At 54.6% G+C, this 25,802-nt stretch carries 25 protein-coding genes and 1 pseudogene; 11 read left to right on the forward strand and 15 right to left on the reverse strand.

Going from position 1 to position 25,802, the window contains the following annotated elements:
* Window positions 1-169: 169 nt before the first annotated feature.
* Window positions 170-292 (forward strand): annotated as a pseudogene (locus EN869_RS25295) (MucR family transcriptional regulator); the annotation flags it as partial.
* 255 nt (window positions 293-547) lie between these two features.
* On the opposite strand, the gene EN869_RS25300 reads toward EN869_RS25295, so the two are convergent.
* The 4 genes from EN869_RS25300 to EN869_RS25315 form a co-directional block, all read right to left on the reverse strand.
* Window positions 548-1,582 carry a hypothetical protein gene (locus EN869_RS25300; protein WP_127230003.1) on the reverse strand — a complete coding sequence of 345 codons (1,035 nt, stop codon included), beginning with the start codon at window positions 1,580-1,582 and terminating at the stop codon, window positions 548-550.
* A complete protein-coding gene (locus EN869_RS25305; RefSeq protein ID WP_127230004.1) occupies window positions 1,582-1,827 on the reverse strand; it encodes a hypothetical protein in 246 nt (81 codons plus the stop codon). The genes EN869_RS25300 and EN869_RS25305 overlap by 1 nt, the downstream gene beginning before the upstream one ends.
* 543 nt (window positions 1,828-2,370) lie before the next feature.
* Window positions 2,371-2,820: a MucR family transcriptional regulator gene (locus tag EN869_RS25310; protein WP_127230005.1), complete on the reverse strand. Its 450-nt coding sequence runs from the start codon at window positions 2,818-2,820 to the stop codon at window positions 2,371-2,373.
* 172 nt (window positions 2,821-2,992) lie between these two features.
* Window positions 2,993-3,406: a hypothetical protein gene (locus EN869_RS25315; RefSeq protein WP_127230006.1), complete on the reverse strand. Its 414-nt coding sequence runs from the start codon at window positions 3,404-3,406 to the stop codon at window positions 2,993-2,995.
* 126 nt (window positions 3,407-3,532) lie between these two features.
* Here EN869_RS25315 and EN869_RS35195 point away from each other — a divergent pair, with 126 nt between their 5' ends.
* Window positions 3,533-3,901 (forward strand): hypothetical protein, encoded by a 369-nt coding sequence (locus tag EN869_RS35195; protein WP_127230007.1) that lies wholly within the window; start codon window positions 3,533-3,535, stop codon window positions 3,899-3,901.
* 124 nt (window positions 3,902-4,025) lie between these two features.
* Window positions 4,026-5,288: a hypothetical protein gene (locus EN869_RS25325; RefSeq protein WP_127230008.1), complete on the forward strand. Its 1,263-nt coding sequence runs from the start codon at window positions 4,026-4,028 to the stop codon at window positions 5,286-5,288.
* Window positions 5,289-5,331: 43 nt separating this feature from the next.
* On the opposite strand, the gene EN869_RS25330 is transcribed toward EN869_RS25325, so the two are convergent.
* Together EN869_RS25330 and EN869_RS25335 are read right to left on the reverse strand one after the other, a co-directional pair.
* On the reverse strand, window positions 5,332-6,177 hold the full coding sequence (locus tag EN869_RS25330; RefSeq protein WP_127230009.1) for a hypothetical protein: 846 nt from the start codon (window positions 6,175-6,177) through the stop codon (window positions 5,332-5,334).
* Window positions 6,178-6,702: a hypothetical protein gene (locus EN869_RS25335; RefSeq protein WP_127230010.1), complete on the reverse strand. Its 525-nt coding sequence runs from the start codon at window positions 6,700-6,702 to the stop codon at window positions 6,178-6,180.
* Between the two features lie 936 nt (window positions 6,703-7,638).
* On the opposite strand from EN869_RS25335, the gene EN869_RS25340 reads away from it, so the two are divergent.
* From EN869_RS25340 to EN869_RS25355, 4 genes are read left to right on the forward strand one after another with little or no spacing between them, the layout of a single operon-like run.
* Complete coding sequence (locus tag EN869_RS25340) at window positions 7,639-8,217, forward strand: hypothetical protein (protein WP_127230011.1); 579 nt, start codon at window positions 7,639-7,641, stop codon at window positions 8,215-8,217.
* Window positions 8,218-8,228: 11 nt separating this feature from the next.
* A complete protein-coding gene (locus EN869_RS25345) occupies window positions 8,229-9,671 on the forward strand; it encodes a DUF2272 domain-containing protein (protein WP_127230012.1) in 1,443 nt (480 codons plus the stop codon).
* A gap of 22 nt (window positions 9,672-9,693) precedes the next feature.
* Window positions 9,694-10,236, forward strand: coding sequence for a hypothetical protein (locus EN869_RS25350; protein ID WP_127230013.1), 543 nt, complete (start codon window positions 9,694-9,696; stop codon window positions 10,234-10,236).
* Window positions 10,237-10,256: 20 nt separating this feature from the next.
* Complete coding sequence (locus EN869_RS25355; RefSeq protein ID WP_127230014.1) at window positions 10,257-11,924, forward strand: hypothetical protein; 1,668 nt, start codon at window positions 10,257-10,259, stop codon at window positions 11,922-11,924.
* A 432-nt stretch (window positions 11,925-12,356) separates the two neighbouring features.
* Here the strand turns inward: EN869_RS25355 and EN869_RS25360 are convergent, their stop codons facing one another.
* On the reverse strand, window positions 12,357-12,899 hold the full coding sequence (locus EN869_RS25360) for a recombinase family protein (RefSeq protein ID WP_127230015.1): 543 nt from the start codon (window positions 12,897-12,899) through the stop codon (window positions 12,357-12,359).
* Between the two features lie 268 nt (window positions 12,900-13,167).
* Here EN869_RS25360 and EN869_RS25365 point away from each other — a divergent pair, with 268 nt between their 5' ends.
* Complete coding sequence (locus EN869_RS25365) at window positions 13,168-14,058, forward strand: CFI-box-CTERM domain-containing protein (protein ID WP_127230016.1); 891 nt, start codon at window positions 13,168-13,170, stop codon at window positions 14,056-14,058.
* 112 nt (window positions 14,059-14,170) lie between these two features.
* A complete protein-coding gene (locus tag EN869_RS25370) occupies window positions 14,171-14,947 on the forward strand; it encodes a hypothetical protein (RefSeq protein ID WP_127230017.1) in 777 nt (258 codons plus the stop codon).
* Window positions 14,948-14,958: 11 nt separating this feature from the next.
* Here the strand turns inward: EN869_RS25370 and EN869_RS25375 are convergent, their stop codons facing one another.
* The 4 genes from EN869_RS25375 to EN869_RS25390 all read right to left on the reverse strand — a co-directional run bounded on the left by EN869_RS25375 (window position 14,959) and on the right by EN869_RS25390 (window position 20,450).
* Entirely contained in the window at window positions 14,959-15,174 is a 216-nt protein-coding gene (locus tag EN869_RS25375) for a hypothetical protein (RefSeq protein ID WP_127230018.1), read from the reverse strand.
* 37 nt (window positions 15,175-15,211) lie between these two features.
* Complete coding sequence (gene hxsC, locus EN869_RS25380; protein WP_127230019.1) at window positions 15,212-16,372, reverse strand: His-Xaa-Ser system radical SAM maturase HxsC; 1,161 nt, start codon at window positions 16,370-16,372, stop codon at window positions 15,212-15,214.
* Between the two features lies 1 nt (window position 16,373).
* Window positions 16,374-17,792, reverse strand: coding sequence for a His-Xaa-Ser system radical SAM maturase HxsB (gene hxsB, locus EN869_RS25385; RefSeq protein WP_210213858.1), 1,419 nt, complete (start codon window positions 17,790-17,792; stop codon window positions 16,374-16,376).
* A gap of 750 nt (window positions 17,793-18,542) precedes the next feature.
* Window positions 18,543-20,450, reverse strand: coding sequence for a RecQ family ATP-dependent DNA helicase (locus EN869_RS25390; RefSeq protein ID WP_245489616.1), 1,908 nt, complete (start codon window positions 20,448-20,450; stop codon window positions 18,543-18,545).
* Between EN869_RS25390 and EN869_RS25395 the strand changes: the two genes are divergently transcribed.
* On the forward strand, window positions 20,416-20,901 hold the full coding sequence (locus EN869_RS25395) for a hypothetical protein (protein WP_127230022.1): 486 nt from the start codon (window positions 20,416-20,418) through the stop codon (window positions 20,899-20,901). The two genes, EN869_RS25390 and EN869_RS25395, sit on opposite strands and share 35 nt — an antisense overlap.
* Window positions 20,902-20,984: 83 nt before the next feature.
* Here EN869_RS25395 and EN869_RS25400 read toward each other — a convergent pair whose 3' ends face one another.
* The gene (locus tag EN869_RS25400; RefSeq protein WP_210213859.1) at window positions 20,985-22,022 is read right to left on the reverse strand and encodes an HNH endonuclease; all 1,038 of its coding nucleotides are present in this window, start codon (window positions 22,020-22,022) and stop codon (window positions 20,985-20,987) included.
* A 190-nt stretch (window positions 22,023-22,212) separates the two neighbouring features.
* On the opposite strand from EN869_RS25400, the gene EN869_RS25405 reads away from it, so the two are divergent.
* Window positions 22,213-22,992: a DUF1353 domain-containing protein gene (locus EN869_RS25405; protein ID WP_127230023.1), complete on the forward strand. Its 780-nt coding sequence runs from the start codon at window positions 22,213-22,215 to the stop codon at window positions 22,990-22,992.
* A gap of 347 nt (window positions 22,993-23,339) precedes the next feature.
* Here the strand turns inward: EN869_RS25405 and EN869_RS25415 are convergent, their stop codons facing one another.
* The 3 genes from EN869_RS25415 to EN869_RS25425 all read right to left on the reverse strand — a co-directional run bounded on the left by EN869_RS25415 (window position 23,340) and on the right by EN869_RS25425 (window position 25,731).
* Window positions 23,340-23,918 (reverse strand): hypothetical protein, encoded by a 579-nt coding sequence (locus EN869_RS25415; protein WP_127230025.1) that lies wholly within the window; start codon window positions 23,916-23,918, stop codon window positions 23,340-23,342.
* Window positions 23,919-23,956: 38 nt separating this feature from the next.
* Window positions 23,957-24,835 (reverse strand): hypothetical protein, encoded by an 879-nt coding sequence (locus EN869_RS25420; protein ID WP_127230026.1) that lies wholly within the window; start codon window positions 24,833-24,835, stop codon window positions 23,957-23,959.
* Window positions 24,836-24,927: 92 nt separating this feature from the next.
* Entirely contained in the window at window positions 24,928-25,731 is an 804-nt protein-coding gene (locus EN869_RS25425) for a hypothetical protein (protein WP_127230027.1), read from the reverse strand.
* Window positions 25,732-25,802 lie beyond the last annotated feature (71 nt).

Consider the following 25,802-nt stretch of genomic DNA (forward strand, 5'->3'; position numbering starts at 1 on the left):
AAGATAGCTTCCGCTAGCTTGGGAAAGTGCTACTGGCAAACGCTGGTGAAATGTGGATTGGAAATAGTGTATCAGGGTCAGCTAACATTCGCAAGTAGCCGTCGTTGAAATGTGAATTGAGAGACGGATGGGGCAGTTACCTCATATAGGTCGTCTTCACAGCGAGCGGAATGAATACCGTCTCGCGCGGGATTACCCGATGGTGGCTGCGAACTATGCGGCTCAAAGGTCTGCTCTCGCCAAATCGAGTGGGCTGAGCCGGAAAACCGCTGCCAGGGGAACCAGAAAGTGACTCGCAAGCAAGATACCACTCGGCGAAAGGAGGTCTAATCCTGCGCTCCGGATTCGAAAGCTGGAGGACCAGACAAGTATGTGCCTTCTGCCGCTTGTTCCGCATTTGAGACGCACGACGGGTGATGGATCATGTGCACCCATCGATCGCTGACGCCCCCCAAGCTTCAGGCGGCTTGCTGAACGGCAGGCCTCTCGCTCAAGCAAAGCGCTTCCGTTCCACGCGGACAGCGACTAAAAAAGCGCTGTTGGGATCCTACTGGTCCGGGGTCTGCCTAAGGTAGATAAAGTCCTTGCTGCTCAACGACCAATCCGGCACCGACGAGCTAGCAGATGCGGCGGAAGCCAATAGTCTCAGCATATCATCAATAGCGCCTACTACTGGGAACAATACGTTATTTGTGTCCATTGTCAGCTCAACGATATCTCTCTCCATCTCCGCGATCTGAAGCTTTCTAGCGTATCCTTGAAATATTTGATACCTCGGATTTGACCGAGATTTTCTCCCAGATTTCGCCGTAGACGACAATGCCTTTATATCAAAAAAAACAATTATAAGACATAGCAGTATGACGGTCGGACGTATTTTTCGTCCTAGACACTTTTGCGCGATGATAGAGTGAAATATACCTACCGCGTCACAGAACAATTCGGGATCGTCCTCTGTCTCGCAGCCGGACATCGCCATAATGTCTTGCTCTATCCTCTCTTTTATCTTCGGATAGCTTCTCCTAACGTAATGACCGACTTCATGCCCCAATAAAAATCGGGTAACAGCCTCCTTGGCAAATTGATGCACATGAAGCACATCATGATCGCTAAACACGTTGTAGAACTTGCGCCGAATTGACGTGGCGGATTCCGCGAAGCTTCCGAAGACGTGCGACAAGTCCACTATTCTGTTAAAGCTGTCCGGACTCTCCCGCTGAAGGACATTGAACATATCAATAAACCTAACGCCGCGCCTAGGTGAGATGCTAAAATATGTCGTGCTAAAAGCGCTGTCCGCGTAAATTTCCGGGTTTCGATGATCGCCGAGCAATACTGAGGCCAAATTAGCAATTAGTAGGATCCCCGGGACGTTTAGGTGTATCTCATACCTTGTGGTTTCTTGGTCGGTGGCCTTGACTGGATGTTTTACGATCAAGCTTGAAAAGCAATCCGGCGAGATGACAATTCGCACAAATAATTCATCAACCACCGGGTTGATGAAGTCACTAACGCTCATCTCTTGCATCAATGGCGCAAGTTGGTGAATAGTCAGGCCATCACTTACGAGACCAGCGCCCATCAGCGCTTTTTGTTCTTAAACGTTATATTGTAGGCGCTCCGAGCCTTGATACATTCTTCGACGAGAACCACTAGCGATGTCAGAACCTTAAGGATATCAGGTCCATACTGCAGAGTAATCCGGATTATCTCCGCACCGTCAACGCCATCCTTTTCAATAATCTCTTCAGCCAGCCCGGACTCTTGTGCAATTGTACGCACCCGCGCCCGCTGTTCCTCGCTTCCTTCAAAAACAATCTCAATCATGCTTTGCCTCCCTGCCGCGACGAACTATCGATAAAATGGAGTCTATCTAGGGGTAAGTTATCGACTACAGCACCGGAACTTCGATTTGCGGCATCGGGCAAACCGAATGTCGAACATCAGGGCAGCCATCGTGCTTCGCCGCTGACGAGGTGGTTATGAACGACCGCGTCCGACCTCGACACTTATCATAATGAGACGGCCGGTCCAATCACGAAGCGGAGTTGCCATCGACTACAGGTGCCAAAGGTAGCCTCAGGGACTAACCATTGAGGATGCAGCACATGGGTCGAATAGGCGGAGCTTTGCAAAAGGTTCTTAGCTCATGCATGGCCTCCCACGGTTCAGAGAACCCCTCCGGACAACCGTCACTATCGGCCCCTCGAACGCCATGGTGCATGTACGACTGCCCGCGCGGCGGCGACAACGTCGGCTTTAGCTTTCATTGCGTCCTTCGATGCCTTGTTTGCGGTGGGTAGTAGGGATTGAAGGAAGGCAACGACTATGAAAGCGCCGCCGACCACCTGAAGCGCCGCAAGGTATCCTTCATTTCCCGCCGCGCTTGGCCGGAGCTTTTCTCGTCAGCCTCGATCCCTTTCGGCCGAGCCCGCTCGACTTTGCGAGAGCGGATCGCTGTGCCGCATAATTCGGCGCTACCATAGGATAGTCCGATTTCAATCCCCACTTGGCCCGGTACTCGTCAGGCGTCAGGCCGTAGTGCACATCAAGATGGCGCTTCAGAGATTTGAACTTCTTCCCATCCTCAAGGCAGATGATGTAGTCGGGGAACACTGACCTCCTCGGATTGACCGCAGGCGTAAGGATTGGGCTCGCTTGTTCAGTCGGACTGCCGATCTTCGACAGCGACGCATTCACACTGTGAATCAACTCGGGCAGTGACGCGACGGGCACAGCATTCTTGCTGACATAGGCAGAAACAATGTCTGCCGTCAGCTCGATCAAGTGGGTTTGTGCATTCAAAACGGCGTCTGTCACAGATGACTCCTAAAGTGCGTGCTATCGAAGATCCTTTACCCGCTTTGCCAAGAATTACCACCCCGGCAGTAGCCTCGCGTCGGGGCTGCGCGGACCCCTCGTTTCGTCCTATTCTCAATAGGCTGGTTTCACCCAGAGCCAGACTAGTTGGCCAGATCTCTGCAGCAGCCGCCTATTCGGTTCGGGGACGGTTCTCGGTAAATGTCACCGTTCCCTCGTCCCTTACCTGAAATACTGAAATGCCGAGGTATTCCAGCGCTGGCGACATCCGGCGAAGGTGTATGTCGAACCATCGAGAAGACGGGATACCAATGGCAAACCGCTCACCCGGAATATCGTTCTGAAACCGCCAGCCTGCCGTCATCAAGAAGGCCGCACCCGTTCTCGACCAAGCATCGTTTGAGGTGTCGGCTCCCGAGTACGCGCCGCCCTTTGCCTCGATCAACCAACGTTCGCCCGTGTCGCCCCGGGTAGCGGCGATATCATAACCCCGAGCTCCGGCCTTGATGGCTTTCACCGCCGAGAATCCGTTTGCTTGCAACCATGCCTCAATCGCGTCAACGACGCCCTGTTCCCTAAGCGGCATGTTCCCCGTTCCTCTCCGAGTAAGCGGAAATTACTAGAGCGGCGGCGCACGTTCGTCTAGCTCACCGTCAAGCTGCCGATTCTAGACTTTTCGCTCAACTCGACGCATTCTTCTCCTCGGGAGAAGATGGGGATGGGGAAGCCTATTCAGCTATGGGCTCACCGGCGGCGAAGGTCATGGTGGCGTCCGCTTCTTCGCGCTCGCCTTCCAATCTCGATCGCGTTGCTTGGCTTAGCCTCCGTCGGTTACGTCGCGACAGACACCCAGCATCCGCTCCCAACAGTTCATTATTCCGGTACGGCATCGTCCCCCAGCGCGGTGCGCAAGATCGGCTGTGACATCAAGGGAAACATCAATGATCGCGGCGAGCGCATCTATCATGTGCCCGGTCAAGAATATTACTCGGCGACACGCATCAACCCGGCCCGGGGCGAGAGATGGTTCTGCTCCGAATGGGAAGCGTGGTGGGCTGGATGGCGAAAGGCCAAGGTGTGAAGACAATGGGTATGCTGCGGCGCACTGAAATGGGGACGATCACCCCTACGGGCATTACGCCTAACCTTTGGTTCTATCTTTTCGATCATCGGGGGCGGTGTCGTCCTGCAGCTAGGCAAATCTAATGTCCCGGTACTTCGCGAACGAGGCCGATTTCCACCAGCGGCTTATCAATAATCCGGATGCTTTCCCTGCTCTGTTTCGGGGCGCACCGGCGGCTCACACATTGTTTTGGGCCCATGAGCTTACACTGCATGATGCTGGTCGCGGCGGGGGAAACGGAAGCGCAGACTTGTTGACCGTCGATGAGACCGGGATGGTCTGGCTTATCGAGGTAAAGTTCAATTTCTCGCTCGAATCTGGAACGCAAGTTTGGCACAGCCAGCTCGCGCGGTATCGCAAAGCGTTGATGACAATGGGCTGGCAGGAGATCGTGCGCTATACGCATCGGTTCCTTACAGGCTTCGAACAAACCAAACCTCAGATCTCGCTTCGCACGGATGCAGGCAGTCTTGACGAATGTATCGCCGAGTGGCTGGTCGCGGTTCAAGCTGACGCGGTCGCGGGGGGCACGATTGTGTCGCACATGGCAGAGAGACTGCGTTCCGGGAAATTTGGAATTATGCTGGTATCGGATTACTTCAACGCGTCCGACCTTGCTGAGGCCCAATCCTTTGCAGACAAGGTGCATAGTGGGCCAGTGGCCTATGCAGTCGTCGATCCGGATCCGACCGGTTTCAATTGGCGCGTAAAATACTTCCGGCCGGACCTCGATCAGAGTTTGGTAAAGGGTGCATTTGTCACGAGCGATTTCCTGCCGGAGAAAATGCCGCTAGTTACACCAACGCGGCTTCGCTCGCTTGTATCTCCGGCCTGTCGCAATCTGCTCGACACCCTCGTTTATCCTCGGCTTCACGAGCTTGGCTGGAACGAGCGGCACGTCGCCAAGCGTAGCGCTTTCGACGCTATCATTCCGGTTTGTGGAAGTTCGCTTCCTCTCTTAGTTGTGGGCACATCTGAACTGGATGCCAAGGCTCTGGAACGTCACGCTAAGATAGACGGTGGTCAGACGCTCAAGATTAATCCGCGTTTCAAGGCGGTTTTGAATCATACCGGCAATCTGGCGTTCGTAAACGCATACATGAAGCGCTTCTACGAACTGGGATGGCGCGGCCGTAGGCGAGAGAACAAGCATTTGCGCTGGGGCGTGACTGATATCTCCGCTGCCGAGATCAGAGCATCAGAAGCTGCGATGATCTATTATCCTTTTGAGAGTCAACGGGACCATAGCGGCAGGGAAGGCGACGCCGAAAACCTGTCAAATTTCTTCGCTGTTTTCGAGGAAATGATTTCGCTCATGCCGGGAGCCACAGGGGATGGCTGTTAGCCGGAGCCCGGCGCTACCGCCCACGGCCACAAAGCGAGGCAGTTTAACGAAGATAAGCTGCGTACGGTCCGGCCAACCGGCCTATCGCCACGACGCGACGATATCGGGATTTCATTCCCGCAACCGTGCCCGTTGCAGGGATCACGCAGGCCGTCGAAGCACCCTGCATGAACCTTAGTGGATCGTTGCGAGGATGCTCGACAAATTGCCATAGGTCGATAATGGTCCCGTCGCATGGTGCAAGCCGGTCGAGCACAAGGGCCGTCGCTCCGGCGAGCTTACCCGTCACCTTTCCGATACCCTTCGGCAGCGGTCCCCAAATCTGCCTGTCTTCAGACATTTGCACCGCGACCTGAGAAAACCCAGCCGGGATCGCGCCGCCTTCGATGAAATAGACTAAGGCTCCAGGATATGCTCTGCCAAATGCCTGCACTGCGTCAGTCTTCGCCTTCCACGACTGGATAACCCAAAGTGTCCGCCCGGTTTTGGCAATGTCCCCAGCCTTCCGCGCGACGATATCCTCCGGCGATTCCTTGCCGTGCCATCTGATAACACTCAGGATGGCGGGGACAGCTGCAACCGGCGCGCCTTCGACCCTCAGCCTTTTCTGGTTTACAACGGGCCGTGGGCTGGTGGCCTGCTTCTTCAGCGGGAGGGCAGCGCCGATCTTGCCGGAGCCTTTTGCGGCTACATTATCCTCGACCGCGACAAGCCAATATCGATCGCCCTTGACGAGAACCCGATGCCCGCGCCGCTCGGCATCTTTCAGCATGTTGTATTGCGTCGTTCCAGTCGCTGCGACTAAGTCGGCCTGTGTTGCACCGCGCTCGTACAGACTTGCCGCCATCGAGCGTTTGGAGCCGATTCGGAAGCCAAACTTGTCGTACATTCACGTCGAGCCTAGGGCGTGTCGCAGGTTTCCCAATTCCGAAACGAGCCGTCGCCCAGTGGTTTGGTGCGACTTGACTATTTCTTCAGCCTCGCTCTGTTCAATGACAAGGACTGAGCGTTGCGGCTGCTTTGATCGGAAAGCAAGCGTCCGCAGCACTACCAACCAGTTCCCTTGTTGGTCGAGCACAACTTTACCGACGCCGTGGGCCAGCGAAGCGCGCAAGCTCTCATGCGGACGGAAGGCCAACAGTGCTGCTGCGGATGCCTTACCTTCCGAAGCAAAAGCCCCAGTCGGCCCAATCAAAGTCGCCAATTCCTCGAAACGATGTCCGACTAGATGAGGTAGCTTCGCTACAGCGCCCCCCCTCGACGTGTTCGCCATCACGAGAAGTGTCTCGCTCACGGCCGCCTCGCTGCGCGCAAATAAATCGAGGCAACGTCCACGCCATGCGTTTACAGCGGTCACGGCATGAAGCCACTGATCGTTGCTGAAAGCAGAAATGGCGGCCGTTTCGGTATCCATTCGGAAACACTATTATTAGAGGTCTCGTACCAATACGTTGGCCGCTAAGCGCCAGCAAGAGCTTGGCCGCCTCTGAGAATCCGAGAAATTTGCATCTTGAGCAACCTAGGCCCTCGCGACTTCCGCAGGTTCCTTTCCGTCTGCGTTCAACTGAAGAATCTGGTCCCGATTAAGCCGCTGCTTACCAACTTTGTCGACGCCATCACGACGGCCTGCTCCCGCTTCCGTTCCTTGACGCACCGGCGCTCCATTTTTTGCGCGCATTCCCCGCACGGTCGGCACGATTTGATCCATCTCGCGAACGGGGTGGAAACGCCAGGATCACAGGGTTACGCGGGACAAGCATCAATTTTGCTGCACCCGCGAGGGGCAATACGAGCCCTGTCAAGCAGAGGTCGGAGAGGCAACTACGGCTCCGAGTCTGTAACGTATTTGTGAAGTGAACGAGCAAAAGGCGAAAAAATACAGCAATAATTTATACTTCCAGCGGCTTTCTCGTCGACATTGGCAACGACCCTTCGCAATTTCCATTATTCCTGGCACGGGCGCCGAGGAGCAACGGAAGTTACGGCTATTGACAAAACGCAATTTGTGGATCGAATCAGATGGTCGAGGGGTCGATCAAGCATGTTGGTGTCGTGGCGTCTACTTTGGCGAGCCTGCATACGCACTCTGTGGCTAGCACCTCTTGTGTACAGCCAATCGTCCTGCACGCCGTCACTTCAGCAAGGCCCGGATAGGCTCTTCACCTCAGCGGAAGAGGACGCCAATCTAAGACATCAAGTAGGACTCCCCGATTTCAATAGGTATTACAGGCTAGCTCCCGAGGAAAGAATATCATATCGTAACAACTATATCACTGCTAGGAAGTATGCCATCGACATAGCATATTCTAATTACGAAGCCTCTCTTACTAGAGAGCAGCAATCCGTCGGAGTGTTATCTGCAGATGCAAATATTGCCCTGAACTCGGCCGCGTCGCTAGTAGCGCCAGTTGGTACAAAGAACATCTTGTCCGCTGCGGCGGCCGGTCTCACGGGCGCGAAGTCCGCATACAGTGATGAAGTTCTTCAGAAGAGTACGATACAGCTCCTTCAAACCCAAATGAGGGCGAATCGCGCAATCGCTTGGTCAAACATCATTCGTCGCTTAGGCGACAGTGACGCCTCATATCCGATGGCCTTGGCGCTTTCAGATCTAGAGGAATATTACAGGGCGGGAACTATTCCCGGTGCATTGCTGAAGGCTCAGGCGACGATCAGTGCAGCGGAGCAGAGTGCGCAGGATGATAAGCAAGAAGCCATTGTCTATCAGATCTCGAAAGCGCCAGCGCAGGTACTGCTTCGAAACGCATTGGCGCCGGGAGGAAAATACAACACGGAATTAGAGAAAAAGCTGCTAATCGCTCTGAAGTCGCACCCGGATGTCAAGGTAAAACTGGCAGTGATCGTCAGCGATCCGCGGTATAGCGAGTTAGCTGCCGAACTTGCCCGTGACATAGGCTTGATTCCTTGAGGAGTTTCGACATGGCGCCCCCAGTAGTTGTAACAAACTTGAGTGATGCCGACGCTCAGCAGATGAAAATCATTTTCGAGGGCGGGGGCGCTAGTGTCTCGATTATTCCCGGCGCGTCCGGAAAATTCACGCTCGTTGCGACTTACCCGGAACAACAGGCCTCAGCGGCCACCAATTCGCAACCAGCGGCCGACACCGCACCTGCTCAACCTTCTGCATCTGGGCCACCGCCTGCGGCCACCGCTGATTTCGCTAGCGGAGTAGTGCAAGTTTGCACCGGAGAATGGGAATTTTTTGGTCGCCAGGAATATGATTTGGCGGGAAACGCCGTCGTTGTAGGGCACAAGGAGCTGGAGCCCGGCTTTGCCGAACGGATCGGGAAGTATTTTCTCGAAGGGACCGGCACGACTGGTGTCGATGGAACAAACACCGATATGGCTTGGTCCGCAGCTTTCATCTCTTGGGTGATGAGGAAGTCCGGAGCGGCGAGCCGGTTCAGGTACTCCACCCTACACTCAGTTTATATCTATCAGGCTATACGGGACAGGTTGAGCGGCTCCGACGCTGGGTTTTGGGCGTATAGGCTGAATGAATACAAGCCAGTAGTAGGAGATCTTATTTGCTGGGCACGTCAATCGGATATCGATTATGACAGCCAAGCATCGGGGAACTATCGCGGTCATTGCGACATCGTGGTGGCGGTTGAAGCTGACAAGGTTTGGGTGATCGGCGGAAACGTTGGCAACTCGGTAACGAAGAGGCCGGTGGCACGTGCAGCAAGCGGCTTCATGCCTCCGACCTCTTTTAGCGGTGAAACTCTCTTCGCCATTATGCAATGCAGGATTGGATTGTCAGTGTCCAAGCCAGCGTCCGATGGATCCGGAGTAGCAAGCAATCAAATGCCTTCCGTTGGCCCCTCCGGGACTATAAATGGCTCGCCAACCTTGCTTGATCAGATCGCTTGGGGCCGTGTCGTGACTCCCGAGTTCAAGCAGGCAGTGATTGCTCTGTCAAAGCGCGTCTTGTGCGATCCCAGCCATCTGATGGCTGCGATGGCCTTTGAAACGGGTGAAACTTTCGCGCCAGATAAGAGAAACCCGTCAAGCGGTGCTACAGGACTGATTCAGTTTATGAGGCTAACTGCGGAGGGATTGGGGACATCGTTGGAAGCTCTGGCACAGATGTCTCAGGTGCAACAACTGGGTTATGTCGAAAAATACCTTGCCCCTTACGCAGGGCGCTTCAACAGTCTGTCGGATATGTACATGTCTATTCTATATCCAGCCGCGATTGGAAAGCCGGAAGCCAATGTCCTGTTTTCCGCTGGCACGAAGGCTTATTCGCAGAACTCGGGACTAGATGTGAATAGCGATGGCGTTGTGACAAAGGGGGAGGCAGCATCGAAGGTCCAAGCCAAGCTCGACAAAGGTTTGACGGCCGGGCTCCTCGGCTAAATAGTGATAGGGAGATAGAGAGGTGCCAACGTTTGAGCCCGATAATAATGATCCGCCCGCGACCTCATCTCCGAAGATCTTAATACCAGACCAGTTACAACAGCAGATGGTATTATTGATCGTGCTACTTGCTTTTTACTGTTTTCCAATATTGTGGATAACTTTCAGGGGTGTAGCAGACATATATTGGTACAAAGCTGACGGAAAGCTGAGCTCAGATCTAGTAAAGATGATGCAAACAGTTGCGGCGGATCCAGCTCGCTACACTGGATCAATTAAGAACTTGATACTCCCAGTAGCAACTGCAATTACAGCTGTGAACTACCGTTCCCTGAATATCTCGCGGTGGGGAGCGGCCTTGTTCATAATACCGCTTGCAGGAGTGCTTGCTTGTGTGTCCAACGCTTTGATGTTCGATTTGAAGGTCGACCAAATCGGTTCTGCGGCCAATGCGACGGGAACCCCATCCATCTCAAGCTTTTTTGTGGAAACCGCGACAAGCCTCTCCTCTTATGTAATGATGCTAGTGGGGTTAAAGTCTGTCGCCAATGATAGCGGCCATTGATCCCTGCTAGAGAGAGCACAATGAAAAAGATCGCTGCCTACGCCGCTTTTTGTTTCCTACTCTGCAGCGACCCTTCGCGGGCTGCTGACACAGATGCCGGTGCACCAGACACACATATAATTGTGAATTTTTCGGCCTCTCCTGCATCGGATGCAACCGAAGTTGGAGTTTCCCGCGGCTTCACGAGCATTGTGCTTTCTAAGCAGGTTGCAGCTGACTTGAAGCCAGCGAGTGTCGAACCCGGCGAACTGAATGGTCAGCCCTATGCCGTCTACGTTCGCTGGAACGATAGCACTGAGAGTTCTTTCCCAATCTTTTTGATTTCAGCGTTTGCTAAGCAGGAAGTAGAAGTCGACTTCGTTCGCGCTCAGGTGACTAAAGACAGCGTATCAAGTGTAATCCAGGCGAATTGCAATGCGCTTAATCCCTCAACGCAGCAGCAAGCCTTCAAGACTATGGCGCTTTGTGGCGCTGCTTCGCGATGGCTTCGAGCAAACGGCGAGAGCTTATCGGATGCCGATCTGCAAGCGTTAAACAGCTGGTTTGTAGCCAATCGATGGCTCTATTATCGTAAGGATGGTGAAATCCAGCTCAGCCCGTATGGTCTCGAGCCAGACTTGGTTGCTGCGCTGGCTGACATACTGGATAGAGTTCAGAATGGTGCTCGACCGAACAGCTTCAAACCGCTGGATATTCGAACGGTTTCGCAGACCCTCACAGATCACGACGAAGAGCCAGTTAGAATGGCATCGTTCGTTCCGAAGCTGGTGAAAGAAAAGCGCTTCGAGGAAGCGCTCAGTATCAATCAGTATGCGCTAGATGCATATGACAACTTATCGGGAGGGGACGACACCAAAGTCATTGTCCATGTGACCAAAGCGGTGCTCAACAACAACGCCAAATACATAAACTCGCTCTTGCAGAGCACGGGAGTTTCCATAGACGAGGTCAATAAGCAGAGGCTTGTTCTGGACGCAAAGGCGGGTATCGAGCAAGAGAACCCCGATATCATTAGTAAAAGCGCGGAGACGTTGATCGCGAGCTACCCAGATGATTATACCGGCTACAGTTACATGGGCATCGCAAGTTTTTACCGCAATGACTTTCCCAGTGCCGTCTCGAATTTTAGGGAGGCGAGTAATCGCTTGCTTGTAGATGCGGAAAACTGTTCGCCCCCAAAAAGAGGGGTACTGGGTAACTTGGGGGCCGCGCTGGGCAGCACCAACGATTACAAAGGAGCTGTTGATACATTAAAAAATGTCGTAGACTGCGCTCCTCCTGACAAAATGGACTTATTTAACTTCGCCAAAAATGCGCTGGCGATGGGTGACTTCAAACTTGCCAAAGATCGTATTTTCGGGGATAGTGTTCTGTTGAAAGCAACTAGGCCCGATTTGCGCTCCCGAACGGCACTTATGCGCGGACTCTATTTCGTAGAAAGCAAAGAGGACGGCTGGATTGACCAAGCTGTCGACGAATTCAGATCGTCGATTTGCCTTGACCCACACTTGAGGCAAGTCATTCTCGGTGACGAAACGCTTGACGATCCGGGATCAAATAAGGTCGAAGAATATGGTTGGGAAAAGCACATCCTCAAACTGCCTGAAAATAAGGAGTTAAGCGATAGGCTACAAGAGAGTCTGTCTAAAGAATCAACTGGATGCAACAAGAAAGAGACGAAGTCATGAGATTGCTACGAATCATCCTGACTACCATCGGAATTCTAGGTACCATATCCTCCACAACGGTGAATGCGGAACCTGCCGATAATGTCTGCTGCCATATACCTAGTTGAAGGAACGATTTTTCGGCTTTTATCTCACTGACGAGCCCGATTCTACCGGCAGATACCATACAGGTCAGCGAGCTTGGAATTCGGAGGGGCGTCACCTTTGTTTATGAAAGACTGGGAGGTCTAACAGCCACCAGCGCAGTCTGCGAACACATTGCTTACTGGTCGAGCGACGAAGAATCCCCCGTTAGCCAAAAGGCGGTTGCGCTGACACTCGCGGCGAGCGCTTTCAGCGGCGGCGCCATGCTTGTCAGGACAGGTCGCGAGACGTACTAGCCAGACCTTTCAGTTTCGGCCGAGGCCGATCCTCCGAAGACTCATCGGCCGACTATTCATTTAGAATACGATAGACCTGCATTCTCGAGCAGCCGATCAGTTTTGCGATGCCAGCGGGGCCATGACCTTCACCCCACAAGGCCCTAATTCGGTTCCGATCAAACCGCTGTTTACCGCCCTTGTAGGCACCGTCGCGTTTGGCCCGCTGGATGCCCTCGCGCTGTCGCTCTTTGATGAACCGTCGCTCCATTTGAGCGACCATGCCGAGCACAGTCAACACGATGTGACTCATCTCGCCCCGCGTTGAAACGTGCGGGTCGAGCACTGTGACGAATGCGCCCTTCCGCTCGCATTCGTAGATCAGGTTGAGAACGTCACGCGTGTCGCGGCCGAGCCGGTCAAGGCGGGTTACCACTAGCTCGTCGCCCGAACGGAGGAAGTCCAATACGGTCGCCAGCTCGGCCCGGCCATTGCGGCTGCCGCCCGAGATCTTTTCTGAGCGAATAACCTCGCACCCCTCGGCTTTCAGCTTCGCCAGTTGTGTGTCTAGGTCTTGATCAATTGTGCTGACGCGAGCGTATCCGATGCGAGCCATAGCCTGTCACCTCAAGGTTTAGGCCTGACGCTACCCTGTCACAAATAGTCGATGTCAACCCAGATGTTACGCCCACTGGCTTCGACTGCGTTACGTCACGCCGGGGTATACCCTGAAGTGCTGTGAGGGACTTCGTAGCTGAGTTCGTTCTTGGGCGGAAATCGGTCTTCTATCGAACGCGACTGGCTTGTAGCAAGCGTTCTGTTTGTTCAATGTAGCGGCTAGCTTGGGCGGGCTGGTAGCGGCAAGCCAAATGGGGGGTGGCTCGATGAGTCATGAAGACAACGGTGTCGCCAACTTGCTAGGTATGGCGCGGACTGCCACTGCGGGTGGCAATCAGCAAGAAGCTCTCACATACTATAACAGGGTTTTAGAGATCGATCCCACGATATCCGAGGCGTGGCTCGGCAAGGGAAAGGCTGCCGGGTGGCAATCGTCGCTTGCAAATCTGCGCCTGCCCGAGGCGCTGATCGCCTTCAATCACGCGATAGCGACGGCCACTGAGGGCGCACGACCTTCGATCACAAATGAGGTCGTTGGAGAAGTCAACAGAATGGTGGTGGCTTTGTACCGCGTGGCCCGGGAACACATGATGGAATACGCTTCGTTGGACAATACGTGGGAGAGCTATCTCGTCCAAGTCTCGCAGATGATTGACGCCCTGGACAATGTAAGGGCATGGTCTCCTAGCGATCGGACCACGCTCGAAAACATCGTCCATCTCTGCAAAGATAATATCGAGGGCTACAGCTTTCGTAATAAATTCAACAACAATATGCCCATGGCACTAGGTATCTCGGAAACCTATGAGCGATTGCTAAGGGAAAGGATGAATCAGGCGGCGGCGGCGATCCGCTCCATGGATGGTTCATATTCACCCCCGTCGATAGAAAAAAAGCAGGCTGAAGCTTGCTTCGTGGTCACAGCCACCATGGGTGATCCCCAGCACCCACAGGTTCTGTTGCTTCGGCGATTTCGGGACGAATGGATACTAAAAAGGAGATGGGGAAAGGCCTTCGTCGATTTCTACTCCAAGGTCGGACCGCCGCTAGCTGCGGTCATAGAAGGAAGCAAGCTACTTCGGAGGCTCTCATTTATACTTATAGTAAAACCAGCGGCCCGGTTCGCGCATTCTCGACTGCGCCGACTTAAGCTGTGAACTCTATCCGAACCCTCGTCGATGCTGAGTGCGTGTGCTGGATTGAACTCGGCAGATGAGCGGAGAGCCTGTCGCTGCTTGAGGCCCTTGTTTGCAAGCATTTGGATATCGAATGGTCATTAACCTGCACGAGCGCCTTTCGGAATTCTCATATGGATATGGAGTCACGCGTGAGATTGAAGCGCTTCTTCAGTCGTTTGGTTGCGTCGCAACTCCTTTCCTTCCAAGTCTAATTCACGAAGAGGAACTCGGTTTTGATGTGGCGTTCGGCTCGCCCGGTGGAATCTTATTGGCGCAATTTAAACTTGGTCAGGAACTGAAGCGCTTCCGCCGCACCGCCAACGAGGCAACCGTTCCAAGCCTCGACCATCCATTCTGGCAGTTCCGCATTGATATCGGAGGACATCAATTCCAAAGACTGATCGAGTTTGAAAACAGTGGAGCGCAGGTCTTCTATTCGGCTCCGCGGTTTGCGACGTGGCAGGCCTATGAGGCCGCATTTCAATCTGGAAACGTCCTTGGTCGATCGCTGCTGGTGAAGCCCTCCGAGATACTCGTTGAGCTCGCCGGTGCCACCGGCTTACACCGGATCGCCTATGACATGACTCGGCGCTACGTATGCTCTGATCCACGCAATGTCCGAGAGTATGCCCCCGAGCAAATGGCGACGTCGGTTCGAGAGAACCTTCAAAAGGAAAATCGCACCATGGGAGAACAGATCGAAAGGCTTTACAGCCGGAAGAGACCAAGGCGCGGTCCCGGAGCTCTACAGGTTGGGCGGATAGAGTCTCTCATGGAGCGCGCGAGCAGCGAACTTGACGGGATGGCAGCGGTTGTCGCTCTCGAGGCATGGACCCAAGGAGCTCAGCTCATCTTTGTCAATGTGTGATGCTGTTTGTGTCAAAAAGGGTTTGTCCCAAGAGCTAGCTTGAGAATTATGTCATCTATGTCGCCACTGAGCTTTTCTGCTTCGCGAACCTGATCCTCAAACAATTTCTTGCTAGCTGGGTCGTCATCGTCTTGTACATAATGATCAAGGCTGCTTGCGAGCTGGGCTATAGACATACTCGCTGTTTTAAGAAGGTTCTTAACGTTTTCCATTTCTTTGCGGTTCATCTGAAATCCTATTATATTCTGGATGGTTTACCGGCGTCTATGAGAATGCGCGAATGTGATTGCTTCGCGCAAGATTGCTGGATGAGAAGAAGCCGCCGCATCCGTCGCGCTTCGCACACCCATTGCACTCATCTACGTATTCATTTTTCCAGTCGCTGATCGACCGTTTTGCGAACCGATGGATTGAATCATCGAGAAGACAAAGCTGGTGATTGTACACTGAAACGTTGATCCTAGCGGCAGCCAGATATTGCACAGCCGCCCGGAGTTCGTTCCTATAGTCATACGGGTCCATCCAGAGCTTATCCATATTTGCCCTTGTAAATCCGGTAATCTCAAGGCCCATAAACGTCACATGATCGACGAAGGTCAGGTTCCTGAAAATGAAATCAGATAGGTCGGCGAGACCGTCGTAGGTCTGCTTGTGGACGACGACTCGTATCTCGACCTCAGCCCCCACAGCCTTCAAGTTCATGATCCCGCGGATAGTCTCATCGAACGCGCCTTTGGATTGCACCACATAGTCGTGGACCTCGGGGTCCGCGGAATAGATCGGAATGCCCACCGATAGACGTCGATGGCCTATCGCTTGATATCTCTGCGCGAAGGCCCTGTCCTTGAATGTCCGGCCGTTTGAAAGAATGTGGATTGGCGTGGAAGGCAGATGGTCGCGAGCACAGGACAGAATCTCGAAGAAATCCTCGCCGACCAGCGTTGGCTCTCCGCCGGTGATTCCGAGAAACGGTGTCGTTGCAGGCAGCAACGGCAGTACCTCTAAGATTTCCTTTGCCAGCCAGCGATCGTCAATGTCCTTCGGGGGCTGGGAGCACATCAAACAAAGGTGGTTGCACCGCTCTGTCAGAAGGAAATAGTTGGCGTTTGCCTCTTTTCGGAACAGGACGCGCACTGCCTTTCGATCCGGGGCAAAGCGGACGACGTCCCCTTCGCCGAGGTAAGAAAAGTAGTCAGGCAGAACGACAAGCCGTCGGTCTGAAAACAGTTTCTCAGCCACGGCCTGATGCTCTTCAAACGTCACGACCCATCGGCAACCGGGGTCTGACGTGTTGCCCCGGAAGAGATAAGCGTCGTGGTCTGGATTGGGGGTTGGACAGGTTGGTGAAGTCATCAGACGAAGGGCCGATCGAGGGGCAGACTCTTCGATATTGGCTGACGCGGCGAACCCGCTCAAACGCAGCATCTTAGTTCGCCCAGCTCAAAAATAGTTCTCGCGTGGCAACATCGCTTTCCATGAGCGCGATCAGCCTCTTGAAGATCGACATGTTGCGATTGCAGAAGCCCGAACGAGTCTTGAGTCCAACGAAGTCGCCATGCGTTGCGGTGTGGAACACCGGATCGGAACCACAAAAGGGTTCATAGGCGCATTCCGAGCACATTGGGACTGAGCCTGCGAAGGATTGCTCAATCGGATCCAACAGAGCGTCGGCTCCAAAGATTTCCGCATAGGTGTTTTCATGGACATTTCCGAGCAGGAACGTCTTGTCGCCCATTTCGGCTAACATCCGCGCCTCGTCGGACGCGTACACGCTAGCGTCATAGTTATAAACAACGGCCGAGATGCCGATGCCCGCTGGGCTCATAAGATCGACGTATCCCGGCTCAAACGGCGTCAGCATCTTCGTGAGGATGGTAGCCGCGTAAAACTCTTTGAACGGAACGCCATTCCGATTCAGGTCAAGGATATAGTTGAGCCCTTCGAAATAGAAATCGAGCCAGCGGTCCACGTCATAGGCTGCATAAAACTTGGTCTTGACCGCAAAACCGTAGGGAGAAAGCGGTCGAAGGAATATCCCGGGGAAGTCCAAGCTGACGTATTCGTCGATTATCGTGCGGACTTGCGAGAGGCTGGCCTTGGTGGTGGTCATCAAGGCACTAACGCGCTCATGGCCAAGGGCATTTCTCGCCTTGTGAATGCCTGCGACAGCCAACTCATAACTGTTTTTCCCGGGGCGCGGTCGATTGGCGTTGTGAAGCGCAGCCGGGCCATCAAGCGATGTCGAAATCAGGATGCGATGCTGGCGGCAAAACTCTAGGATTTCATCCGTGACGACGGCGAGGTTTGTCGTGATGACGAACTGCAAGGATCGCCCGGCAACCTGATTTATCTGCTCAGCCCGGCGCACGACATGCTGGATCAGCGGAAAATTCAGCAGCGGTTCGCCGCCTTGGAATTCGATTTTGATCGCCGGGCTGGGGGATTGAAAAATCAGGGCCAACGCCTTCTCGGCAGTCTCCTCCGACATGTCGAAGGCCGAGCGATCTTCGCTTTGACGGGACACCTGACAGTACGGGCACGAGTGCTCGCACCGCAGCGATACGACCATAATGTGAAGCGAGGTAAAGTTCTCGAGCCTCTTGGCCTTGGTGCGAACCTTCAGCGACAGCAGGTCTCGCCCCAAATTTGATGAGGCATCGAACAGAAACTGTCGGCTGCGAAGACGAGAGTAAGCTGGGTGAGTGCTTGGGAGTTCGTGCTTGACAAAGGAAGCCAGCACCGCGCGCGGCAGTACCAGATATTCACCTGCTTGGTTCGTCAGGACATACCGCTCGTCGTCTAGTGGCGAAAAACGGAAGTAGGCCAGCTGGTATCTGTCATCCACTGGTCGGCGAAAGTCGCTCGCCGGAGCAAACCTAGTCATCCGACTGCAGGCCCGATCTGGAGAAGGCCAACGCCAATATCGCGTTCCTAACTGAAGCTGTTTCGGCGGCGATCGTGCCTCGCAGGTCTTGATCCAAGACCTCGAGCCGCAGCCTCTCTATCGCTGCGTCGGCCGAAGCTCGCCCGAGCGCCTTGCTGAAGTTGATCATGCAGACTGCGAAGCCGTCTTCGATAGTGATCTCAACCGCAGCGTTCCCGGTTACCCGGTACGCTGCGCGCTTAACACAGTCGAGGCCGAAGACAGACAGATCAAACTTGGCTTGGGCAGTCCGGACGAGCTCGCTATCGCGAGGAGCGTCGGCCATCAGCAATAGCTATAGCTAGAGCAGTGAGACCCGTGGCTAGCGTGGCTCGCATGGCTGCTGTGATAGGCCAAAATGACGTCCGTACCACTGGAGCGATCGAGCACCTCACCATAGCCGAGGTCCGCCGGAACAGTGCCAGCTTCAGCCAGCTTGGTCTGTGGCTGATTTGCCGATTCGACAAGCACTGTAGCTTGCGCATGGCCGCCGAGAATCATCGTGGCCGACAAAGCCACCGGTGACAGAAAACTACGCTTTGACATTATCCAAACCCCCGTTTGCACGGACTCATTAGCAAAGCGCACCAATCTGGGCAAGTACCGATTGTAGAGAAGTCCTTAAGCTATCACTAATATAATTGTTCAATACTGTATTGTGTGCGTGAACGGTTACGCCCCTGCCACCCCGCTCACCTTTCGGCTTCGTCGCGGAAGTTCGCCTCCCACGACCCATGCAAGATAGGCAGTCGCGCCGTATTTCTTGATCAATTCAGCGTCGCAGCTATCGCAGCAGGCTGTACGGCGCATCTTTGGTGCTCTTGTTCCAAAAACCCAATCAAGGATACGTTCCGAAAGGCTCGGTCTTCGCCGGATTACCCCGTCACCGAAGTAGCCACTGACCGATTTTCGAAAACAGGAGGTCGAGCGAAGCATCCCCGCCACTTGATCGATATTTCGGTTCCGCTGATCCAGCATGACCGCTCTTTGCTGGTCGTCGCCCGGTGCGTTCGAGACAGTCAGCTCGGCCATGTATCTGAGCCGTCCCGTGTCACCCCGGCCCGGGCCATCGTGGAAGATGACCGACGCCGACGGCTTGCGATCTCTTCCAGCGCGACCGAACTCTTGCAACAAATCCTCAACAGAGGCTGATTGCTGCCAATGTATCACAAGCCGCACATTCGGCACGTCGAGGCCCATGCCGAAGGCGTTAGTGCAAATGATTTGATCGACTACTGGACGACTCTGCCCCAAAAACCGCTTGACGAGTTCCTGCCGCTCCCAAGCGTTGCCGAGCTTGGAATGATAAAATGGGATGTTCAGCCCTAAGCCCGAGAGGGCAGCCTTGAGTTCGTCTCCCACTTTGACCGTAGGGACAAAAACCATCGCCTTCTGCCCCTTCAACTGAGGCAGTGAGAGCATGGAAGCTATTTCCTGCGCTCGCTGATCAGCCCGGCACTGCCGTCGCAACATCGCAATGTTTGGCCTGTCCACGTCGCGGACGAATACCTTTGCGTCAGGGATGCCAAGCGATGCTAGAATTCGGCCCTGCATCTCCTTTCCGGCAGTGGCTGTGAAAGCCAGGACAGGTGGAGCACCGAGCTTTTCCCTGACCTCGCGCAACCGTCCGTATTCTGGACGGAAGTCTTCGCCCCAGCGGTCAACACAATGGGCTTCGTCAATGACCAGAAAGGACGGCTCGCTCCGCTTGATTTGGTTGCGCTCGGCGTCGCTACGAACGAAAAAGCGCTCCGGCGCGACGTAGAGCAGCTTTATGGCCCTCTGGCTAAGCAGCGAAAATCGGGTGGCCTTCTCCTCGCGGCTGAGATCGCTGTTGATGAACGTAGCCGGGATCTTCTTCGCCAGAAGGTCCGAGACCTGCTCTGCCATCAGTGCCTTCAACGGAGATACAACAAGGGCCACCCCACGCCTGAGCAGCGCAGGAAGTTGAAAGCACAACGTCTTGCCGGAGCCTGTAGGGCTGACGACCAATATGGATTTCCCCGAGAGAGCTGTCAAAACGATTGGCAACTGACCGTAGCGAAATCGCTCCAACCCAAACAGCCGCAACGCGGGCCCGAAGTTGCCCGCCGTTTCGGTCACCACTCCTTCACGGTCCAGCCATTTGGCAAGGCGGACCGCCCATCTTTCAATCGCTCGTCTTGCGAGGCCACCGGCCAAGTTGGGGTGGTGGCGCGCGTGGCAGCCGTCGCAGAGGGTGATTAAGTTCGATAATTCGTCGGTTCCACCCATCGAGCGGGGGAGTAGGTGGTGAATATCGGCGCTGGCCGATTTGAGCTCAATGCCACACGAGACGCATCGATAGCCGTCGCGTTTAAGGACCTGCTGCCGGATGGTTGACCAGCTACTGGACGGCACGTTCAGATCAAACTTTCCTTTTTGTAGGCAGCAGCTGGCGACTGTGCTTCGAAAGCATTCGAAGTGTAGGAGATAATGAAAGGTCTCAGTTAAAACCGAGTGTAAGAAACTGTTGACAGGCTTGGCTGGCGAAGGCATTGCCGGGTCAATTGGGGATTTGGGCAGCATGATGAGACTGATTTTCGCGCTTTTGGCCGCCATTCTACTCGCCATCTCACCGGCGTCGGCAGAGCCTAAATTCGGCGACTATCCAACGAAAATGTATCTCAAGGGCAGGCCAATCCTGCCAAAATTCGCAGGCCCTGCTGCCCAATTCAAGACCAGGATTCGGAACGGCATGAAGTCCGGTCCGAATTACGGCGGCCATTTCTCCGTGATCGAAATCGGCTGTGGCACGTCTTGCATCTTCGCGTTTCTCATCGATGGCCGCGATGGCAGGCTGGTCGATTTCCCCCTCGGCGGCGAGGACAACTACCAGCTTCAACTTCACTATGGCATCGACAGCACTCTCCTGCAGGCTGACTGGATGGACACGAGCAACGGCAAATATGACACGTGCGTCCGGCGCTTCTACGATGTGGGGTCAGGGAATCTGACGAAGATCTCAGAGGCCACATATACGATCGAACCATCCTCGTTTTGCAGCCAGTGAGCGCGGCGGGCGGGTGGTGGTCAAATGGTCTGCTGCATTGCGCGATAGAACCCAGACATGCGCTTCGCCAATCTTTCTCGGGTTCAACAGGTCTCAGCGCGGCTTGCCGTGGATCGCTCGTTTAACAGCGTCCTGAGTTGCGTAAGCGACAGCCAAGGTTTGCGACGGTGGATCATCCGATGGCAGTTTGCGCAGACTAATGCTAGGTCGCTCAAAGCCGTCTTGTCGCCCTCACGCAGCGTGTGGAGAGGTCGAAGATGATGCACCTCAATGAAGCCGTCGCCATGCGGGCCATACCGGTCCCCGAAGGACAGGTCGCAAGCTTCGCAACGAAGGTCGTGCGTCTCTTCCAGAGCCTTTTGCTTGCGAGCTTCCACCAGCTTTCTGTTACGTTCTCTTCGTTGGTGCAGGATCGTCAGCAGGCGGCCTTCTTCCGCTTCCTCTATATAGTCGAGGTTAGGCTGCGCCGTGTGCAGCGTTTCCCCGACGATGGCGGCTCGGATAGCGGTCGCGACGGCCCGCAATAGCCCGGGAGCTTGGGCGAATTCCAGCCAAACGAGCTCTTCCTCTCGTCCACCATGGCTCAGGCCAGATTTGCCTGCGGCCGCGAACGCAGGATCAAAACGCCGAAAGTTCATCACCTTCATGTAGACGCCGTTTGGGTTGCGGAATTGCCCATCACCCGAAACACCCAGGATCGTTGCCAACTTGTTCAGGTCTTCCGAGAGCTTGGCGATCTTGCTGCTGGTCTTGCCCGGTGGAGAGGCTGGGTTCTCCATATAGAAATCGAGTGCAAGGATCAGCTCATCACGGGTCCAAGTCGGATTGCGTGGCTTCGGTTCTGTTGAGCGCACGACGAAGCCGAGATTGCCCAGCACATGCGCAACGGTGTTCTCTCCGCCTGAGAAATCGATCGAGCGCAGCGGCAAATGCCGCCCGGGAAGATAACCATGGGCTGCCCCTGCGATGGCCTTAGAGTGATATTCGCGATTTCCAATGACCAGAAAGTACTTTCGGGCCTTGGCGAAGCCATACTTTTCCAAAAAGCGCTCGGGACCGATCTCGTCATACTCGGCTATAGCGAGTTCGACGGCTGACCGTGTCAGATCAGATAGGCTCATTTGCTCCCCCTAAGATTGCCGAGCAAGTCCGTAGGACAGCATAATAGCCCGGCTCGGCAGGGTGACTGGGTTTCCTATCAGTTGCAAGATATAGCGGCTGGACAGGCAGATTTGACGAGCAACTCCTTGTTCATCCAGACTTGCCTAGGTTAGTTTGTTGTCCTCAACCGCTATCATTCTGGAGCGCCAAATGGTCAAAAGAGTCGTGCTGGCGACTTGTCTTGCAACGCTGTTTTCGACGATTCAAGCGCTGCCTCAATCGTTCCAAGGGTCCTTCGACTTTCATTGGACGACAGATCCTCAGAACCGACATCGCATCATGGTATTGCTCTCAGACGTGTCCTTCACCGACAAAGCCGGGAAGGTCTGGAGCGTCCCCAAAGGCACGAAAATTGATGGAGCGTCGATACCTCCAGCGCTTTGGTCATTTGCTGGGTCACCGTTCGTAGGGAACTACCGCCGAGCATCCGTGATCCACGACCGTTATTGCGACATCAAAACGGAATCCGCCAGCGACGTTAACAAGATGTTTCGAGATGCCATGGAGGCTGATGGGGTTGAATATATTGAGCGCCAGAGCAAATACCTCGCGGTCAGCGCCTACGCCTTAGCCACCGGGGCCTATGGCAAGCAAGATGACTGGCTAAATCAATTGTCGTCGCATGAAAATTTGGTAGGAATGGTTAAAAGTCAGGAGCTCATCAAGCAGTTGAGCGAATATAAGACTCAGACAGATAAGGTTGGCACGATTAATTCTCGCACCGACACCATAACTGCTATCGGCAGAGTTCAATATCCCTTGACGTTCGCTGCGTTGGCCACGTTTCGCCGCATCCCATCGGAGCAGAACTACACGGCACTCGAAACGGCCGTCCGAGCCGAGCGGCCTACGGACGCCGCGGCGGAGCAAATCGCGTTGCTTGCTAACGCTACCGTGCCTGAAGGTAGCATATCGCTGCCTGCCAAATGAGACCCCTGATAGGCGGGAAAGTCACCGGGCGTCACGGCAAAGCGCCGAGCTCTTGCATGGCCGCTGTCAACGCCTCCCGTTTCGCCGCAGGGCACGGATGCATCCGCGAATCCGGATTGGTCCGGTTTGCTGCTACGCGTTTTGTGAGTCCATGTTCAGCTAAGATGTTCGCAATCCAGCAAGTCTTTGGCACAAATGACCGCGTTACGCGCACGTAGTCCTGTATCTCCTTGTATGTGGGCAATCACACCTCCTGCATCATCAATCGCGTTTGGCCGCAAAGGCGGAGAGAGCTCAACGCTACCGCGTACTTGCCACGGTTCCAGCGTCTCCGCCACCAAGTGCCCTCAATCCGCGTCGTCGTGATCGATCCCCCAAGAACCTTTGACGTCGTAGAGTTTGAAGTCTGCATACTGCAAGTTCTTGGGGTTCAGAACAATCTCGCACTCTTTACGGCCGATGGCGGTGAAGATTTTGCTCTTCGCAATCAGCCCCTCGGCAACTACCGCCAGCGGAACCGAGATCCCTCGATGACCTCTAGCGAACCCTTCAGCAATATTCTTGTCAGTCGTCCACGAAAGCCCGTTCTTCTTGAGAAAGCATGAGCCGCGATAAACTGGAATGGGATCTGGAAGCTCATCGAACCACGCTCGCACCGACGTGGATAAGTAATCATATGGGCGAGCTTTCCATCTTTTCGCATAGTTCAGAATTTGCGTGTACCCCTTGGTATGAGGCCAAAGATCGTCACATGTGTGCCAATTGCTCTGAAAAACGAGCCAAAACAAATTTATGGGCATTCCGTTCAGACGTTCGAGGAGTGGACCTGCGCGTTCATGCGAGCCGTAAATTGCAAGTTCGCGCCAGAATGACGCGGCAATCTGCTGCGCGTCTGTGTCATTCATTGGAGGCAGAAGCTTCAACATGAAAAGTATCCCTTGGACGGCAGCTCGGTCTAGTCGGGTTAGATAGGGTCTCGGGCAACGGCCCGGATCAGGGCGTGAAGCCGGTCAACATCTTGCTGACCGATGGTCAAAGTGGTTCTAGCCGTAGTGCGCTCCCAAACTTCCCAACCGCCTAGTCCGGCGACGCACAGCTTGTCGATCTCCGCCCCGTGCATGAACCGGCAGACAGCGGCGGCTTCGCCCGGCCGATGCCAATCTTTCTTCTGTCTGTAGTCCCCGGTTGGCCGCCGGTTGGAGTCTTTTATGGCATAAACCCGATACGTCTTCAGGGGAGCCTTCAACATGTATGTGAGGCTCTGACGGAGGCCCTTCCAGCTGATGCGAACTCGGAAATGTGCGGCGTCGCGGTTTGGCAAGAACGCTTGGTGGGACCTGTTGATCGAGGCCTTCAACGCCTGCATCTCATCTCGGGTCGCGCCCCATACGATGGCGTGGACATGCCACGACACGACCTTCTCTCGCCCCCTGTGAGTGTTGGCGTAGGGGGCTGCATCGACGATGCCGAAGTAGCAAAATCCCTTGAGCTGCTTCTCTGCCCATTTTTGGAGGCGCGACCAATCGTACATCTCGGCCTCCGCCGCGGGCATTACGAAGTCGGTGGGCGATAGCGTGAGGAAGTAAGCAGGCCTTTCGGCCGTCGGCCTCACGATCCTCTTCACGATCCTTCGTGCAGCACGGCAAAACTCGATTCTTGCCCTCGCATTTGTCGCTTTAAGCGACAGCGACGAGCGATCCTGAAAGTCCTGCCTGACGGCTTCGCTTAAAGCGAACGGCCCCTCACGTCCTCGCTTTCCTTGGGCATATTTGTGTGCTGTTTCATTGAACTGTTGGTGGGCCGATACGAACGTCTTCCACTTCGTGATTGGTTTCGAAGCCATGGTCGCTCTCAATGTGCGGTGCCGTCGAATGCACAGGTGCGTCATAAGACGGGCTTCGTGCATTCGACGGGTTGGTATGGTGATGTGTGGTGTCAGTGCCGAGCGCGTGTCGGCACGTTGGTGAGGGTTTGCACTTTTTTTCGTGCTACAACGGGTTGGTCAGGCTCGACCCAGCGAAGATGGTGGCCGCCCCTTTTTAGGAGGGCAACCTCAAATTTGGATGGATCGTCGTCCGAACGCCAGATCGCGAGCGTAGCGAAAGACCAAAGCCCGAGCTTGTTGATCTTTGCGACATGCTCCTTTTTGGCCAAAATCTGGAGCGTTGATATTGCACCGCCTCCTTCGTCAGGAGGTATTGCGTCACCCGTATGCTCTTTTGGGGTGGCTGGCTGAGAGCCAATACCGGCTAACCGTGCTCGCCTAGCATTGGAAGCCTTCTCTACGCCGCCCTGTTGTTTCAGCCACTCCGGTATTTCGGCGGGTGAGACGTCAGCCTCCCATGCGTCAAGCAGCGCAAGCTTCAGTTTTGAGGCCTTCTGTCGGCCGCTTCGGCTCCCAAGGCCACAGACTATGCGAAGCACGTGCTCCAGAGCTCGCTCAGGCTCATCGATTTTGGGTCGATCGGCCACATTGTTCCAGTCAAGCCTGCGACAGAAATCGCTCAATGTGTCTGGATTCTTGCGCATCACGGACGCCAAGAAATAGGCGTCGGCGATGTATGCGCGATAGTGCTGGCGGTACTGCGTCGCCAAAGTCGCGATATTGTTGCTCAGAGCGTCCACCGCGCCATTGATGGCACCTTGGTTGTTCACGAGGTCTTCAACTGGTGGACACCTGTCTTTTGGCTCGAGTTCAACGAGCGGCTTCCGTTCTGGTGAATTTTCTTCGGCACTCACTGCGCACCTCCGGCATTCACCACGGCAAATTGCTTGGACAGCGCAACCGCGTCCAAGATTGCACCAGCTAA

The organism is Mesorhizobium sp. M2D.F.Ca.ET.226.01.1.1, from assembly GCF_004022705.2.
Taxonomy (GTDB): domain Bacteria; phylum Pseudomonadota; class Alphaproteobacteria; order Rhizobiales; family Rhizobiaceae; genus Mesorhizobium.